This window comes from Empedobacter sp. GD03739 (assembly GCF_029843245.1).
GTDB lineage: Bacteria > Bacteroidota > Bacteroidia > Flavobacteriales > Weeksellaceae > Empedobacter > Empedobacter falsenii_B.
This window is the reverse complement of the sequence record NZ_JAOCHX010000007.1, coordinates 63,053-80,338: the sequence shown is the minus strand read 5'-3', so window position 1 is coordinate 80,338 and position 17,286 is coordinate 63,053. Positions and strand designations below refer to the sequence as shown.

The following is a 17,286-nucleotide window of genomic DNA, read 5'->3' as shown; positions in this document are numbered from 1 at the left end:
GTTTCAAATAACTTATTGTTTCAAAAAAAAGCTGCTTTCCTAAAAGAATACGAACCATTATTAGACTATACATCAAAAACAAAAGCCTCTTAATTAGAGGCTTTTGTTTTATATCTTAAGGTGCTAAACGCTCTTTTTTCCAATCAAAATCGTCTTGTAAAACATAACGAACTCTATCGTGTAAACGACTTGGACGTCCTTGCCAAAACTCTATCTCAGTTGGGCGAATCAAGAAACCTCCCCAATGTGCTGGACGAGGAATTTCTTTTCCTTCGTATTTTTTTTCTAATTCCAATTCCTCTGCCGTCAAATCTTCGTGCTCATCAATCACAGAACTTTGCGCCGAAATCCAAGCGCCTAACTGGCTACTTCTTGGACGCGTTTCGAAATATCCATCCGAATTATTATCCGATGTTTTTTCTGCTACACCTTTTATAATAATCTGTCTTTCGAGAAATGGCCAAAAAAATGACAAACAAACGTTTGGATTTTCTAACAAAGCTTTTCCTTTCTGGCTGTTGTAATTCGTATAAAAAATAAAACCTTCGTCCGTATATCTTTTCAATAAAACAACACGCGTTCTCGGAAAACCATCTTCACCAATCGTCGCAACAGACATCGCATTTGCTTCATCCACTCCATCCGATTCTTCAGCTTGCAGAAACCAATCACGAAATTGTTCGATCGGATTTTCTCTTAACGAATCAAAATTCATCGACTGTTTTTCGTAAACTTTTCTTTTATAACTTAAATCTTGTTTCATTAATGATTATTTTATATTTTTAAACAGCTAATTGTATATTTCGTTAAGATTTACGTAACAAAACCGAAACAAAAATGTCTATCAAAAGTATAAAAAAAGGAGCTATTTTGGTCGCAAAACCAACATTAAGTAACGATATTTTTCAGAGAAGTGTAATTTTAATTACAGAACACTTAGAATCTGGAAGTATTGGTTTTATTCTTAATCATTCTTCTCATATTCCGATTAGTATTTTTGTATCTGAAATGGAGTCTGCATCTATTGTTTTTGAAGGTGGACCTGTCGATAAAGAAAACATCTATTATATTCACAAACGACCTGATTTAATCAGAAATAGTGAAAAAATTACTGAAAATTTATATTGGTCTGGCGTGTATGAAGATGTGCGTGATGCAGTAAATCAGAATTTGATTAGTCAAGATGAAATCAAGTTTTTTATTGGATATTGTGGTTGGGCACCAAAGCAAATCAAAGATGAATTAAACAATAATTCGTGGGCAGTAACGGATTTGGATTTTGATATTTTTGAGCGTTGGGATGCTGATTTGTGGAAAAAATTGATGAAACAGCTTGGAGGTGAGAACTTAATTTGGCTAAACACCCCCGCTGATCCTTCTATGAATTAATCAATTATAAATACTTAAAAATCGATTTTGTTTTGTCTAAAGTGTATTCTTTTTTACGATTTTTGGTAATTGGTAAAATTCCAACTCCATCAATCAAAATGAAAACTTCTTCGGCTTTCTGAATTTCGAATGGAAAAATTTCGACTTCTTCTACTTTAAATTCTTCAGCTTTATTAATTTTTGTAATGAAATTATTTCTCAAAACGCTTGTAATAACACCTTCTTCTTTTTTCGGTGTACGAATCGTTTCTCCATTCACCACAAAAATATTTCCTCGTAAAGAACGTGCCATTTTTTTGTTTGCATTTACCAAAATAATATCAGCATAATCATTCTCTAAACGATAGATTTCTGCAATATTTTCTTCTGGACGATACGTATTCACAAGTGAGTAAAATGCAGTATTGATCGCATAATCTTTATAAACATCAATTTCGTTTTCAGCTTGTAAAAACTCCCAATCATTTTCACTATTTTCAATGGAAATCAAATAATTGATGGATGCTTTTAGATAATCTTCCTCATCATTTCTGAACGCAAAAAATTCTACTTTCCCTGATTTGGTCTGATTTGCTTCTGCTAATAAATTGATTTGTTCTTGAAAAAATTCTGGTGTAAAATCTAACGGAATATTCATGCGGTAAATACGCATAGAAGCCATTAAATTGAAATAATGATCTTCCCAATCAATAATTTCACCATTTACAAATCGCAAAATTTCTTTTACAGCATCACCATTACGAAAAGCTCTGTTCTGAATTCCTATTTCTGCATTTGCTTTTTCGACAATAACGCCACCTAAGTTAATTTTCAAAATAATAGATTTTAAACAGATCCTAAGATTTTTTTTAGATCTTCAATTTGACTTTCCCACAATTGTTTTGATTCTTCTACTTCGTCTTCATCAGCAAAATCTGTAATAACTAATGATACATCGTTCGTTAAATCGTCTTCTACAATTGTTAATTCGAAGAAATATTTTGTATCTTCATCATATTCCCATTGAAAGCGCACGTATCCATCTTGCTTAGATTTCATCAAAAATGCAGATTCTTCGTGTCCATCCCAAATAAAAGTATATTTTTCTCCACGAGAATTTACGTTATCTGCAAACCATTCTGATAAACCAGAAGGGTTTGAAATATAGTTATATAGCAAAGACGGTGAAGACTTGATTGAAAATTCTACTTGATATTTCTTTTTTGGCATAATTCTATTTTATTGAAGTCGCAAGATATAAAATGAATTGTATCTACCAAAGAAAATCAAAATAAGTTTTGTTATAAAATCAAAAAAAAATTACCTTTGCAAAAATTAAAATTTAGGCGAGGTAGCTCAGATGGTTAGAGCGCAGGATTCATAACCCTGAGGTCGGCAGTTCGATTCTGCTCTTCGCTACAAATAAAAAGCCCAAACAGACAATCTGTTTGGGCTTTTACTTAACTACTAAAACCTATACTAATCTAAATAACCTACTACTTGATAAGCTCTTGTTCCTCTATTGTAAATTTTTTGGTACAAAACACCTCCAAATTCATACAGATATTCTCCTCCATAATCTACTCTTTCATATCCTGCTGGTAACGCATATACGATAGCACCTAGTGGAGCTTGAACTACTTCATAATAATTTCTATTTGGGCTGTAATAAACACCTTCGTAGAAATAATATGGATTTCTATTACCAATATTAATTGTTACATAACCTACTGGTAAAATATTAATTCTAAATCCTACATATGGCATATATCTCACATATCCATTGTTATAAGGACGATAGTAAATACCATTGTTTCCGTAGAAGTTATAACTGTTATACGAATACTTGTTATAGTTTCTTACATTCACATTAGAAACTGGTCGGTTTCCTCTGTTGTATGAGCTAGAATTTATACGAACTGGATTGTTGTAGAAATCTCTGTTTTTTAAACTCTCAGATCTATTGCCTTGATTTCCTTGGCTATTTTTTACTATTATTCCAATCTTTATTAGAACTTGGTCTGCTACCTACAATAGCAGTATTATTTCTATCTATACGTGTACTAGTTTCACGTTCTGTTCTATTTGTAGAATTTTTCCAAGATTCATTCGTAGAATTTCCACGACCTATTCTTTCTGTTCTATTTCCTTCAATACGGCTAGTTCTATTTTCTGTTCTAGCCATTTCAGAGCGTCCATTCCCTTGACTTCTTGAAGTTGCTTCTCTTGAAGAAGAACTTCTCTCACCACCTCTTTGACCTCTATCTTGAGCATTTACACCAACAGCTAACATAGCTGTAAAAGCTACTCCTAAAAGTGTAAATTTAATTTTTTTCATCACCCAACTTTTTAATAAATTAAGACATTTCTCCTAATACTATTTCCGTGCCATAATTATAAGTTTAAACCATAGAAAATGTTATAACAATCAAAATAATTTATAAGCCATTCAAATTCAATGAATTGCATTAACAATTTTGTTTGACAATTTTGTTAAATATTTTTATTCCTGACATCGTTTGTATTGATTTCTGAATTGATTACTTTTGTTTTTAAGAAATTATATAAAATGATTGACGTTAAAAATGCTTACATCGCCTTTATTAGTTTACAAAAAGTTGGACATAAAGTTCGAGAAGAAGCTAACATTTTTGCCGATAAAACACTAGAATACGATGAATCTAAGGAAGAACAATTGGTTCCTTTCTTATTAAGTCCGTTCAAAAAAACACTCGAAATTAATCGTTTCACGCATTATACAGAAAAATTAGAATTTAATGTTTTGTACAATCAATGCAAGCAAATGTTTGATGAAGAAATAGATTTTATCGATTTTTCGCAAGAAGTTTTAAGTCATTTATACGAGAAATCATTACATCCGCAGATCAAAAGTGGTGAAGTTTTTATTGCCCTTTTCGAAAATATGATGTTCGACGGAATTCCTTGCCGTGGAATTGGAATTTATAAATTAGAGAATAAGAAGAAATTCTTGCGTTTTGACGAATCACGTGGTTTAGATTACAACATTTGGAAAGGTTATAAGCTAGAAGGAATCGACAAAGCCTGTCTTATTCTTGATGCTTATCGCGACGAAGGTTTCCGCGTCTACTCTATCGATGATAAAAATGTGGAGTCAGAATATTGGAAGAAAAATTTCTTGGAAATTGATTTGATTAAGGATAACAATTACCATACGAAGAAATATATGGAGTTGATTACAGATTTCTCGAATGATTTTCTTTTGGATAAAACAGACAAAAAACAACAAGCAGAATTTATCTCAAATTCGATAAATGTGTTGAATTCGAATGAAGTTGTAACGAATGAAATTTTTGAAGATCAAGTTTTGAAACCTTTCGAAATTATTGATGAATTCAAAGAATATAAGAAAGATTATAGCGAAAATAATCGTGTTGAATTTGTGGAAGCTTTCGAAGTTTCAGTTCCAACTTTGATGAAAGAATCTAAGAAAATTAAAAGTGAAATTAAATTAGATACAAAGATTAACATCAAATTAGATTTGACAAATCCTGATGCAGCTGAAGAATATTTGGAGCGTGGTTTTGACGAAGAAAAGAAAATGTATTATTATAAAGTCTATTTCAATTCTGAACAATAAATTAAAGGCTCCTATTTTGGAGCTTTTTTTTTGATATTAATTCAATTTCAAAATACATTGATGATTCAAAATCTCAAAACCATTTTTCAGCCAAAAACCTTTTGCAAATTGATTTTCAGCTGTAAATTCTAATTCAATATATGCTTGATCGTTCAAGAAATTTATCGCTTCTTTAACCAATTTAGAAGCGATGTTTTGATTGCGATAATTTGCATCAACATACAACGAATCTATTCTTCCTTTTGATTTAATCACAAAATATTTCGGACGAAGATGTTTCGAACAAATAATATATCCCGTCAACTGATTTTCTATTTCGGCTACAAATATTTTTATATTCTGTTGATGTAAAATTCCCTTGAAAAAATCATCAATATCATGTTTGTAGGTCAAATCTATTTGATACAATGCATTAAACTCTTGATGATGTTGTAACAATTTTATCATCATTCTTTTCAGTTCAGGAATATCATTTTCTACGGCAATTCTTATCATATCTAAAAATAAAAAAATCCAGTTAAAAAACTCTAACTGGATTTACTAAAAACTATTGTTTATCTAGTTTTATTTTGTCTTGACCTTGTTGCAATTGATACAACTCTATAATATCCTCAATTGGATAATTAAACCAATCAACTTGTTTTTTGATTTTCGAATTTTGATCTAAATACAAATATGTCGTGAATTTCATCGCTGGAAACTTCATTCCATTATAGGTATAAGGCGAAAATTCTCCGTTTGCAATAATCATCGAATCGTTAGAAAATAATTCATTTACTTTCAATAATTTATTATTTTCATATTGCATCGTTTGATCACTCCAACGAATAATATCATTCAATAAATAACGCGGATCTACCGTAGAACCTCCCGAATATTGTGCTACATTTTCATATACCAAACTATCATTGTAAAAAGACAACATTTTCTTGTAATCTTTTCGAGATGAATAATTTTCGAAAAAACGTTTTCCTAATTCATCATTTTTACTGGCTGAAGAAGAATTACAACTTACTAAAAAAGTAATTGCAATAAGACTTAAAATCCACGTAAATTTTATTTTCATTTGTCTGAAATTCTTGTTAAATAATTTTCACCATTATCATCAGCCATTCCATCTTCATTGAGAATCATAATCTCCGAATTGTCCGACCAACGTAAAAATTGAAAAGGTAATTTTTTCTTTTTTGAATCAATCTCCATCAACGATCCATCATCTTTTTTGAATAATTCTCCGTTATAAGATTGACCTTTGTATTCAGCAGTAAATTTATCATCTGCTAATTTCAAAACAATTTTATCCCCAAAATATTTTCCTTCAAAAACACCCTTATAAACAAGCGTTTCATTTGTAAAAACAGAATTTTTTTCTAAAGACAATACATCTTCATGCGATAAGCTATCTGAACTTTTATCCACTTCTACATTGTCCTTTTTACAAGAAAATAAAAAGAGTTGACTGATAAATAGCAAAAAGAAAATCTTTTTCATCTGAGATGAATTATTTTTTCACGAATTGTTCAACATCTTTTCTCGAAATTGGATTGTCGCCCAAAATCAATAAACGTTCAACAACATTTCTCAACTCACGAATATTACCTGTCCAATCCAATTCTTTCAGCGCATCATAAGCCGAATTATCAAAAGATTTTTGACTTGTTGTATCTTTTACAAAATGTTCTACCAACAAAGGAATGTCATCTTTACGATCATTAAGCGCAGGAACATTGATAATAATTACCGCCAAACGATGGTATAAATCCTCGCGAAAACGACCTTCTTCAATCTCTTTTCGTAAGTCTTTATTTGTTGCCGCAATCACACGAACATTCACATTAATTTCTTTCTCAGAACCAACTGGCGAAACTTTTCCTTCTTGTAGCGCACGCAAAACTTTTGCTTGAGCAGAAAGACTCATATCCCCTATTTCATCTAAGAAAATTGTTCCTTCATTTGCTAATTCAAACTTACCTTGTTTGTCTTTCACAGCTCCGGTAAACGACCCTTTCACGTGACCAAATAATTCACTTTCAATTAATTCCGCTGGAATTGCAGCACAATTTACTTCAACTAAAGGTTTTACATTACGATTACTTTTTTCGTGTAAATGATGTGCAACCAACTCTTTTCCTGTTCCATTTGGACCAAGAATCAATACACGAGCATCTGTAGCAGCCACTTTATCTATAATTTGTTTCACTTCTGCAATTGCAGGAGCATCACCAATCATTTCATATTTTTTAGCAACTTTTTTCTTTAATGCTTTGTTTTCTTTCTTCAATTCTTTGTTCGAAGATAGCAACGATTTACGGTCTAAAGCATTACGAACAGTCGTCAATAATTTATTAAGATCTGGTGGTTTTGAGATAAAATCGTACGCACCTTTTTTGATCGCATCTACAGCCAAATCAACATCTCCGTGCCCCGTTATCATCACCATTGTTAAATCAGGATTGTATTCCATCGCTTCCGATAAAACTTCCATCCCATCTTTCAACGGCATTTTTATATCACTTATAATTAAGTCGTATTCTTTTTCTTTTATTTTTTCAAGCCCTATAGCTCCGTTTTCAGCTTCATCCACATTCCATTTTGGATTTTCGTCCATTAAAATGCTTTTCAAAACGTTGCGAATTGCCTGTTCATCTTCGATTAATAAGATATTTGACATCGTTTAGATCGTTTATTTTTGTAAAATTAAAATAGACTCAAAGATAATTGAAATTATTATTTTTGAGTCTACTTTTGATATAGATTTTAATACTTTTTTTAAGATGTTTTCACTTTTCGTGCATTTTCTAAACCTAATTCTTTTATAGAAACTTCTCTCATTTCTATTTTTCGAATTTTCCCTGAGATAGTCATAGGGAATTCTTGTACAAACTTCCAATATTTAGGACGTTTGAAATGAGCAATGGATAAACAATAAGCCTTCAATTCGTCTTCTGTTACACTAATACCATCTTTCACTTTCACCCAAGCCATTACTTCTTCTCCATATTTGATACTTGGAACGCCAATAATTTGAACATCAGAAATTGATTCATGTTCGTACAAAAAATCTTCAATCTCTTTTGGTGAAATATTTTCTCCTCCTCTGATAATAATATCTTTAATTCGTCCAGTAATATTAATATAACCATCAACATCCATAGTCGCTAAATCACCAGTATGCAACCAATTATTTTCGTCAATAACTTGCGCAGTTGCTTCCGGATTGTTCCAATATTTTTGCATGACGGAATAACCTCTTGTACAAAATTCACCAGCAATTCCACGAGGTAAAATATCTCCTGTTTGCGGATCAATAATCTTAATTTCTAAATGATCTTGAACTGTTCCAACCGTCGAAACTTGCTTTTCTAAAGGTGTTCCGATAATAGTTTGTGTAGAAACTGGCGAAGTTTCTGTCATCCCATAACAAATCGAAACTTCTTTCATATTCATTTTAGCTTGCACTTTCTTCATAATTTCAATCGGACAAGGCGAACCAGCCATTACACCAGTTCTCAAAGATGTTAAATCGAAACGATCAAAATTTGGTAATTCTAATTCCGCAATAAACATCGTCGGAACTCCATAAAGTGATGTACACTTTTCCATTTCGACTGCATTTAAAGTCTTTGCAGGATCAAAACTATCCGAAGGAATTACCATACAAGCGCCATGCGAAGTACACGCCATATTACCAATTACCATTCCGAAACAATGATAAAATGGAACAGGAATACAAACACGATCACGATGCGTATAATTTAATCGAACACCAATAAAAAAACCATTGTTCAATAAATTATGATGCGTTAAAGTTACTCCTTTTGGAAAGCCTGTTGTTCCAGATGTATATTGAATATTTACAGCATCATCAAACTGAACAGATTGCTCTATTTGATGCACTTCTGAAGTCGAAATTTCTTCTCCTTTAATCAAAAAATCATCCCAATTTTCTTCAAAAATAATGATATGTTTTAGTAATTTCGCATTCTCTTTTACATTATTCAACATCACTTTATACTCACTTGTTTTGAAGCTTAAAGAAGCAAAAACTGCAGAAATTTCAGCTTGATTTAATACAAATTCGAGTTCATTTTCACGATAAGCAGGATTCAAATTAACCAAAATCATTCCCACACGGGCCGTTGCATATTGTAACAATGTCCATTCCGCACGATTTGGCGCCCAAATACCTACGCGATCTCCTTTTTGCAAACCAATTGCAATCAATGATTTTGCTATTTGTTCGGTTTGTGAATAAAATTCTGTATACGTCGCTCTATAATTTTGATCTACGCAAACCAAAGCCTCTTGTTGCGGATATTTTGCAACTGTATTTCGTAAATTTTCGCCAATTGTTTCTCCTAAAAGAGGATATTGTGATGCACCACTTGAGTATGATAAGTTAGAAATCATGCGCTTATATTCTATGTTTTTAAAATTACTTTCCAACTCAAACTTAACAACGATTTTCAGGAAAATAAATTTATCAAATACAAGATTTATGATTTCTAAAAGAATCGTATTTTTTTATTAAAATCAAAAATGAATTCAAAAAAATGAAGGTTTATTTTTAACAAATACTTAAAATAACTCCATCAAATTATCCTTAAATTGTAAAAAATTACTGAAAAATGAATACAATAAACCACGACAATTATACTTCTATTTACGATGGAATAGAAGTTGTAGATGCTTTACAGACACGTATTGCTGACATCAAGAAAACATTAATAATTGTAACAGAATTAGATAAATGGGATTATGCATATGCAGAAGGTAAATGGACGATCAAAGAAATGATACAACATTGTATAGATTGCGAACGTATTTTTTCTTATCGTGCGCAACATATTGCGAGAGAAGATTCACAAACATTAAATTTCTTCGATGAAAACGCCTATGTATTGACTTCGAATGCAAATGAAAGAAAGCCTGAAGAATTAATAAAAGAATGGACTAATTTGATGAAAGCAACTTACTTTCAGTTTGAATCTTTTAATGATCAAACTTTAAACAAAATAGGAAAAGTTGGTAATCGAGAGTATTCTGTTGAGAAAATCGGTTATGTAATGGCTGGTCATTCCATCCATCATATGAATGTAATTAATGAACGATATTTATAAAAAAAGTCAGCTTCTAAAAAGCTGACTTTTTTATTTCGGCATCACATTATAAGTTGGATCTTCTTCGATATTTACCTCAATAACGCTTTTTGCATTTTCTAATAATCGAATAGAATCTTTACTCAAATGTCGCAAAATTACAATTTTATCTTGTTGTGCATATTTAGATGTAATAATATGTAAAGATTCAATTGCACTCATATCAACTATTCTACTCTCTTTCAAATCTATAACAATTATTCTTGGATCAGAATTAATTTCAAATTTCTCTAAAAAAGTAGAAGTCGAACCAAAGAAAAGTGGTCCATAAATCTCATATATTTTTCGTCCATTTTCATCAACAAATTTACGTGCTCGAATACGTTTAGCATTATCCCAAGCAAAAACCAAAGCCGAAACAATAACACCTACAAAAACAGCCAAAGCAAGGTTATGTAACACAATCGTGATAATCGCCACCAAAATACTTACAAACACATCCGATTTTGGCATTTTTGTTATTAATTTAAAAAATCCCCATTTAAAAGTTGAAATCGCAACCATCATCATTACACCAACAAGTGCTGCCATTGGAATTTTCTCAATCACTGGAGCACCAATTAGAATAATAATCAAGATTGTAATTGCACCAATTGCTGGTCCTAATCTCGAACGAGAACCTGCATCTAAATTAACAAACGTCTGAGCAATCATTGCACAACCTCCCATTCCACCGAAAAAACCATTTGTAATATTTGCAGCACCTTGCGCCAAACATTCTTTATTCGACGAACCTTTCGTTTCAGTCACCTCATCCACCAAAGTAAGCGTTAGCAAAGTTTCAATTAACCCAACCGAACCCATAATAATCGAATAAGGCAAAATAATTTTCAAGGTTTCTAACGTAAACGGAACACTCGGAATATGAAAACTTGGCAGTTCTCCTTTGATACTCGCAATATCACCAACAGTCTTTGTATCAATATGAAATCCGATTACCAATAGAAAAGTCACGAGAATTGCAACCAAAGAAGCTGGAATAATTTTCGTTAATTTCGGAAAGAAATAAACTATCAGAACCGTAATTAGCGTCAATCCAGCCATCGTATAAAAAGGTGTACCACTCAACCAACTCGTTATTCCATTCGTAGTTGATTTGAATTGTTCTATTTGTGACATAAAAATAACAACAGCCAAACCATTTAGAAAGCCATACATAACAGGTTGAGGAATTAAACGAACAAATCTTCCTAATTTGAAAACACCAATTACTATCTGGAAAACTCCTGCTAAAGCAACCGCAGCAAAAATATATTGCTCACCATACGTTGCATTCAACGCGATTAAAGTAATAACGGTAGCACCTGCTCCACCCGCAACCATCGCTGGTCTTCCTCCAAAAACCGCCGTTACAATTCCCATGATAAATGCACCATACAAACCAATTAAAGGTGATAAACCAGCTAAAATTGCAAACGAAAGCGATTCAGGAATCATTGTCATAGCAACAGTTAAGCCGGCTAATATTTCGTTTTTATAATTTATTTTTTGATTGAATTTTAAATATTCAGCAATCGACATCAGAAGTTTTATTTCATGCAAAAGTAACAATTACTACGCATCTAAAATTAGTAAAAAGCTAGATTAAATATCAAATTACATACTAATCATTGAAGTAATTTTATAATTGTTAAATATTTCTTAATAAATATTTAACAATTAGGATATATAGCAAATGTATTTTTGACGAAATTAATTTCTAATGAAACATCTTTTAAAACTCTCCTTATTCATTCTAGGTCCATTCGTTTTGGCTCAAAGCGGCGTTATCTCAGGAAAAGTTATAGATTCTAACGATCAATTTTCGTTACCAGGAGCTACAATTCGCATAGAGAATTCGAATAAATATACTGTATCTGACCAAAATGGTAATTATCAATTTCTAAATCTTACGCCTGGTATTTATACCATTTATATTGATTATTTGGGATACGAAACCATTTCAAAACAAATAGAAGTTACCGAAAATAAAACAGCCGTTATTGATTTTTCTCTAAACGCAGGTTACAATGAACTAAATGAAGTTGTTATAGTTGGAGATTATTTAAAAGGGCAAGCAAAAGCATTGAATCAACAAAAAAATAACGGAAATATTACCAATATTATTTCTTCAGATCAAGTTGGTCGTTTTCCCGATTCTAACATCGGAGATGCGTTAAAACGTGTCACTGGAGTTACAATGCAAAACGATCAAGGTGAAGCCAGAAACATTATCATTAGAGGTTTATCACCCGAATTAAATTCGGTCATGTTAAATGGAGATCGTATTCCATCTGCCGAAGGTGATAACCGAAATGTACAAATGGATTTGATTCCTGCGGAAATGATTTCATCTATCGAAGTGAACAAAACTTTGACACCAGATATGGATGCAGACGCAATTGGTGGAGCTGTAAATCTGATTACGCGTGCTGTTCCAAACAAAGAGCGTATTTCTATAACGGCTTCTGGTGGTTATGCACCAATTCGCGAAAAAGGCTTGTACAATTCGGCTTTTTTATATGGAAATAGATTCTTCAACAAGAAATTAGGTGTAGTTGTTTCAGGAAGTTATCAGGTTCAAAATTTTGGTTCAGATAATATCGAAGCTGTTTGGGACAAAGATGAAAATAAAACCTATTTGTCACAATTTCAGATTCGTAAATATGACATTCAACGTGTAAGAAGAAGTGCATCTTTTTCAGCAGATTATCAGTTTAATGAAAACAATAGAATAGATCTTTCTGCTATTTACAATTGGCGTGACGACCGAGAAAATCGTTATAGAGTAACTTATCGCGATTTAGAATTTGATGAAAAAACAGGAACTTACAAAGGAAATATACGTCGCCAAACAAAAGGTGGAATTGATAATAACCGCAATAAAAATACGCGTTTAGAAGATCAACGTGTTTACAATGTTTCGTTACGAGGAGAGCATTTATTATCACCAAAAATCGATATGGATTGGGCTGTTTCTTACTCAAAAGCGAGCGAAGACAGACCAAATGAGCGCTACATTGATTATCGTGCAAAAGGTGTTACGTTTAATGAAGATTTATCTGATGCAAAATATCCGAATGTAACAACAACTTCTACAGAAGATTTGACCAAATTCAAAGTTGGTTCATTATCAGAACAACACGATTATACAGATGAAACAGAATTTGGTGCAAAGCTTAATTTCAGAGTTCCCTTAAGTCTTATTCCAAATCAGAAAGGACGCTTACGCTTTGGTGGTCGCCTTCGATTGAAAGACAAAGAGCGCGAAAATATTTTCTATTCATACGAAAGCATAGATGGAATGGGAAATTTGAGTACTCAAAATCCTGTAAATTGGTCAAGCAATCGTTTCAATGCTGGTAAAAAATACCAAGCTGGATATTTCTATTCAAATCATCAATTAGGAAATTTAGATTTAAACAATACAAATCTATTCGAATCTAACTTAGAACCTTCTGAATATCTAGCCTCTAACTATAAAGCGAAAGAATATATTTCGGCAGGATACATTCGTTGGGATCAAGATTTATCATCTAAAACATCTTTGATCGTTGGTGTTCGTATCGAAAATACTTCAATAGATTATACAGGGAATTATGTACAAGATGAAGAAGATTTAATTGGAGAAATCAAGCACAAAAACGATTATACCAATGTTTTACCAAGTCTTTCTTTGAAACATAAATTTACAAATGATTTTATTCTGAGAGCAGCTTTCACAACAAGTATTGCACGACCAAATTATTACAGTTTAGCGCCTTTTGTAAGTGTTTTGAAAGAAGATGCAGAGCTTTTTGCAGGTAACCCAAATCTGAAAGCGACCTATGCCATGAATTATGATTTGATGGTTGAAAACTATTTCGAAAATATCGGAATTGTTTCGGGAGGATTTTTCTACAAAAAATTAAACGATTTCATCTATACCTACAAAAACAATACATTTACAACAAATGATTTCCAAACGCTTTTTCCTGACATAGCAAACCCAGTTCCTGCTGGAGAAAATTGGAAAATGACACAAGCTAGAAATGGAGATCACGTGAATGTTTTCGGATTTGAGGTAGCATTTCAGCGTCAATTAGATTTTATTCCAGGCGAATTTTTCAAACATTTGGGAATTTATCTTAACTATACATACACCGATTCAAAAGCGAAAGGAATTACCAATGAAGATGGTGATTTGAGAAAAGATCTTGATTTACCTAAAACAGCTCCACACATGTTCAATGGTTCGTTAGCATTCGAGAACAAAAAGTTTTCTGCACGTGTTTCGGTTAATTATACTGCCGCTTATTTAGACGAGATTGGTGGAAATGCTTTCGAGGATAGTTACTATGACAAACAATTATTTTTAGATGCAAATGCGTCGTATAAATTCTCGAAGCAATTACGAATTTTTGCAGAAGCAAACAATTTAACAAATCAACCTTTACGTTACTACCAAGGAGTTTCGAGTCAAACAATGCAACTCGAATATTATCAACCACGTTTTACTTTAGGTCTAAAGTTTGATTTCTAAACAATTATGAAAAAAATATTCATCACATTATCACTATTCACTATTCTATTTTCTTGTGAATCCTCTAAACTGGCTCCAGTTCCTACAAATGCAGTAAAACCAACTGTTACAACAGAGCAAACACCAAATGACACTGATGATCCTGCAATTTGGATCAATTATCAGAATCCTGAAAAATCACTTATTATTGGAACAGACAAACAAGAAGAAACGGGCGGTTTATATGCCTATGATTTGAATGGTAAAATCGTAAACCAAATCGTTCCACTTAATCGTCCAAATAATGTAGATGTTATGTACGGTTTTCCTCTGAATGGAAAAAACGTTGACATTGCAGTACTTACCGAACGTGCAAACAATAAAATTAGAATTGTTTCGCTTCCAGATTTTAAATTGATTGACGATGGCGGAATCGAAGTTTTCAAAGACGAAAAATTACGCGACCCAATGGGAATTGCGCTATACAAAAGCAAAAACAACAAGTTTTATGCAATCGTTGGTCGTAAAGATGGTGTAAGTGGCGAATATCTACATCAATATGCATTAGAAAACAAGAATGGAAAAATAGAAGCTACTTTGGTGCGTAAATTTGGAAATTATTCGGGTAACAAAGAGATTGAAGCCATTGCTGTTGATGAAGAATTAGGCTTTATTTATTACGCTGACGAAACAGCAGGAATTAGAAAATATTATGCTGATCCAGAAAAAGGAAACGAAGAAATTGCATTTTTTGGGCAAAAAGATTTTAAACGCGACCACGAAGGAATTGCAATTTATAAAACCAATGCAACAGATGGCTATATCTTAATTTCGGATCAACAAGCAAATTATTTTAATGTATACAAACGACAAGGTGAAGCTTCAAATCCGAATGAACACAAATTGATTGCTAAAATCCCAGTTTCTACTATCGAATGTGACGGAGCTGATGCTATAAACTTCAATTTTGGAACTAAATTCCCAAAAGGTTTCTTTGTTGCTATGAGCAATGGAAAAACATTCCAAATCTATGATTGGCAAATAATTCAAAACGAAATTGATAAACAAGCAAAATAATTATACATTCACACATAAAAAATCCGAGCTCATAGCTCGGTTTTTTTAGTTATATAGCAGCACCTTTTTTGTCAATATAACATCATTTGCACTTATATTTTTTTGTAAACAAAGCCAATCAAAACAAACTTTATGAAAATTTTCTACATATTTTCTACATAAAAACTTCTACTCCACTTCATCGAACAAACATCGAACAAACATCGAAGAACAAATATAGAATAGATATAAAACCATCGAAGAACTATCGAAGAATCATCGAAAAAACAAACACATAAAAACAGTACATAACTTATAATCAATTGATAATCAATTAATAGAAAAGACAAAAACAGATAACCAAGGAAAAAGAAAGAAAAATAAGGAAAAAACCTGACAATTAGAGAAATTTTAAGAAAATAGAATTTTTGTCAATATATATTGCTGAACTTTAGCATAATAACCCCTAAAAAAATAAAACAATGGGAAAAATTTATGATTCACTTTTAGCAGGCTCTTCAGGACGCACAGGGCGTATAGTTGTAGCAAATGTAAATGGTCACGAGATTTCAAGAATCAGACCTAAAAAAAGAACCAAAGCACCATCAGAAAAACAATTACTCGTTCAGCAAAGAATGAAACTTGCCATAGACTTTATGACCTCATACAGAGCCTATGCTTGCAAACACTATGGTTATCGTACAGGCATGCGATCTTCTTACAATCAAGCGTTTACCAACATCACAACAAACCTTGTAATAGACTATTCAACAGCCACTATAACACCAAATTACCAAAATATTTGTTTCTCCAAAGGTGCATTATTAGCCGCCATTCCATTATCTATTACTTTAGTATCAGCCGCAATGGTCGAGATAAACTGGCAGAACAATGCTTCACCCACATCAGACACAGCTACAGATATGTTGCAAATATTAGTAGCAGTAGAAAACGAAAACAATACATTTTTTATTGAAAATGCAACAGAACGAATGAACGAAACTTACACTTTAAGCCTATCCAACTTTCAAATAGGTAAAACCCTACACTTTTGGATTGCCTTCCGTTCACAAACAGAAGACCAAGTGTCAAACTCAGTTTATTTAGGTGCCATTAGTACTTAAAAACATATTCCTAAGGCTAAAATAATCTAATCATATTTAGCCTTAGGAATATTAAAGTTAAATGACCCACATAAAATTGTCAATCATTATACCTCTTCAAAATATCCAAAAACAATAAACTCCTCAAATAGTAGTTCTTAGAACCTAATCTAAAAAACTTAATCTCACCTTTTTTGCGACACCTATCCAGAGTCTTTTCAGATATACCAAACAATTCAGCAACCTCTTGATCCGTCATCAACTCATCTTTAGTCAATTTAAAATCCTTTGTACTATAACGTTCTACAAACTCCGCATAGATTTGCTGAAGTTCCAAAAATGTAAATTCTGTTTCCTTCATACTACAGCTTTTATAAAAACAATACACATTGGTAATTATTTAATAATGACTAATTTACAAATAAATAAAATATAATACCATATATTAAGCATTTAACTCACAAAGCTTGTTGTATAAATGAAGAAAATAGCCTCTCAAGA

General features: G+C 32.1%; 18 protein-coding genes and 1 tRNA gene. 7 read left to right on the top strand and 12 right to left on the bottom strand.

Features of this window, described 5'->3' with window-relative positions:
• Positions 1-115 precede the first annotated feature (115 nt).
• A complete protein-coding gene (gene pdxH / locus N5E64_RS04070; RefSeq protein ID WP_280035874.1) occupies positions 116-763 on the bottom strand; it encodes a pyridoxamine 5'-phosphate oxidase in 648 nt (215 codons plus the stop codon).
• Positions 764-837: 74 nt separating this feature from the next.
• Here pdxH and N5E64_RS04065 point away from each other — a divergent pair, with 74 nt between their 5' ends.
• Positions 838-1,389 (top strand): YqgE/AlgH family protein, encoded by a 552-nt coding sequence (locus N5E64_RS04065; RefSeq protein WP_219033938.1) that lies wholly within the window; start codon positions 838-840, stop codon positions 1,387-1,389.
• Positions 1,390-1,393: 4 nt separating this feature from the next.
• On the opposite strand, the gene N5E64_RS04060 is transcribed toward N5E64_RS04065, so the two are convergent.
• Together N5E64_RS04060 and N5E64_RS04055 are read right to left on the bottom strand one after the other, a co-directional pair.
• Positions 1,394-2,203, bottom strand: coding sequence for an aminotransferase class IV (locus N5E64_RS04060; RefSeq protein WP_280035872.1), 810 nt, complete (start codon positions 2,201-2,203; stop codon positions 1,394-1,396).
• An 11-nt stretch (positions 2,204-2,214) separates the two neighbouring features.
• Positions 2,215-2,598: an START-like domain-containing protein gene (locus N5E64_RS04055; protein ID WP_038330532.1), complete on the bottom strand. Its 384-nt coding sequence runs from the start codon at positions 2,596-2,598 to the stop codon at positions 2,215-2,217.
• Positions 2,599-2,713: 115 nt separating this feature from the next.
• On the opposite strand from N5E64_RS04055, the gene N5E64_RS04050 reads away from it, so the two are divergent.
• A tRNA-Met gene (locus N5E64_RS04050) sits at positions 2,714-2,787 on the top strand.
• Between the two features lie 60 nt (positions 2,788-2,847).
• On the opposite strand, the gene N5E64_RS04045 is transcribed toward N5E64_RS04050, so the two are convergent.
• Positions 2,848-3,237, bottom strand: a complete 390-nt coding sequence (locus tag N5E64_RS04045) for a DUF6515 family protein (RefSeq protein WP_280035869.1) — start codon at positions 3,235-3,237, stop codon at positions 2,848-2,850.
• Between the two features lie 112 nt (positions 3,238-3,349).
• Positions 3,350-3,706 carry a hypothetical protein gene (locus tag N5E64_RS04040; protein ID WP_280035867.1) on the bottom strand — a complete coding sequence of 119 codons (357 nt, stop codon included), beginning with the start codon at positions 3,704-3,706 and terminating at the stop codon, positions 3,350-3,352.
• Positions 3,707-3,937: 231 nt separating this feature from the next.
• On the opposite strand from N5E64_RS04040, the gene N5E64_RS04035 reads away from it, so the two are divergent.
• Complete coding sequence (locus tag N5E64_RS04035; RefSeq protein WP_038330727.1) at positions 3,938-4,987, top strand: nucleoid-associated protein; 1,050 nt, start codon at positions 3,938-3,940, stop codon at positions 4,985-4,987.
• A 36-nt stretch (positions 4,988-5,023) separates the two neighbouring features.
• Here N5E64_RS04035 and N5E64_RS04030 read toward each other — a convergent pair whose 3' ends face one another.
• From N5E64_RS04030 to N5E64_RS04010, 5 genes are all read right to left on the bottom strand, one after another.
• On the bottom strand, positions 5,024-5,482 hold the full coding sequence (locus N5E64_RS04030; RefSeq protein ID WP_038330524.1) for a GNAT family N-acetyltransferase: 459 nt from the start codon (positions 5,480-5,482) through the stop codon (positions 5,024-5,026).
• Positions 5,483-5,534: 52 nt separating this feature from the next.
• Positions 5,535-6,053 (bottom strand): hypothetical protein, encoded by a 519-nt coding sequence (locus N5E64_RS04025; RefSeq protein WP_038330521.1) that lies wholly within the window; start codon positions 6,051-6,053, stop codon positions 5,535-5,537.
• Complete coding sequence (locus tag N5E64_RS04020; protein WP_038330520.1) at positions 6,050-6,478, bottom strand: hypothetical protein; 429 nt, start codon at positions 6,476-6,478, stop codon at positions 6,050-6,052. Before N5E64_RS04020 ends, N5E64_RS04025 begins: the two co-directional genes overlap by 4 nt.
• Before the next feature lie 10 nt (positions 6,479-6,488).
• Entirely contained in the window at positions 6,489-7,658 is a 1,170-nt protein-coding gene (locus tag N5E64_RS04015) for a sigma-54 dependent transcriptional regulator (RefSeq protein WP_280035862.1), read from the bottom strand.
• Positions 7,659-7,756: 98 nt separating this feature from the next.
• Positions 7,757-9,397 (bottom strand): AMP-binding protein, encoded by a 1,641-nt coding sequence (locus N5E64_RS04010; RefSeq protein ID WP_038330517.1) that lies wholly within the window; start codon positions 9,395-9,397, stop codon positions 7,757-7,759.
• A 218-nt stretch (positions 9,398-9,615) separates the two neighbouring features.
• Between N5E64_RS04010 and N5E64_RS04005 the strand changes: the two genes are divergently transcribed.
• A complete protein-coding gene (locus N5E64_RS04005) occupies positions 9,616-10,107 on the top strand; it encodes a DinB family protein (protein WP_084106811.1) in 492 nt (163 codons plus the stop codon).
• A gap of 30 nt (positions 10,108-10,137) precedes the next feature.
• Here the strand turns inward: N5E64_RS04005 and N5E64_RS04000 are convergent, their stop codons facing one another.
• Entirely contained in the window at positions 10,138-11,667 is a 1,530-nt protein-coding gene (locus N5E64_RS04000; RefSeq protein WP_280035858.1) for a SulP family inorganic anion transporter, read from the bottom strand.
• A gap of 181 nt (positions 11,668-11,848) precedes the next feature.
• Between N5E64_RS04000 and N5E64_RS03995 the strand changes: the two genes are divergently transcribed.
• The 3 genes from N5E64_RS03995 to N5E64_RS03985 all read left to right on the top strand — a co-directional run bounded on the left by N5E64_RS03995 (position 11,849) and on the right by N5E64_RS03985 (position 16,806).
• Positions 11,849-14,647: a TonB-dependent receptor gene (locus N5E64_RS03995; RefSeq protein ID WP_280035856.1), complete on the top strand. Its 2,799-nt coding sequence runs from the start codon at positions 11,849-11,851 to the stop codon at positions 14,645-14,647.
• Between the two features lie 6 nt (positions 14,648-14,653).
• Positions 14,654-15,703, top strand: coding sequence for a phytase (locus tag N5E64_RS03990; RefSeq protein WP_280035854.1), 1,050 nt, complete (start codon positions 14,654-14,656; stop codon positions 15,701-15,703).
• 461 nt (positions 15,704-16,164) lie between these two features.
• A complete protein-coding gene (locus N5E64_RS03985; RefSeq protein ID WP_125349470.1) occupies positions 16,165-16,806 on the top strand; it encodes a DUF6266 family protein in 642 nt (213 codons plus the stop codon).
• A gap of 79 nt (positions 16,807-16,885) precedes the next feature.
• Here the strand turns inward: N5E64_RS03985 and N5E64_RS03980 are convergent, their stop codons facing one another.
• A complete protein-coding gene (locus tag N5E64_RS03980; RefSeq protein WP_125349469.1) occupies positions 16,886-17,146 on the bottom strand; it encodes a helix-turn-helix domain-containing protein in 261 nt (86 codons plus the stop codon).
• Between the last annotated feature and the right edge of the window lie 140 nt (positions 17,147-17,286).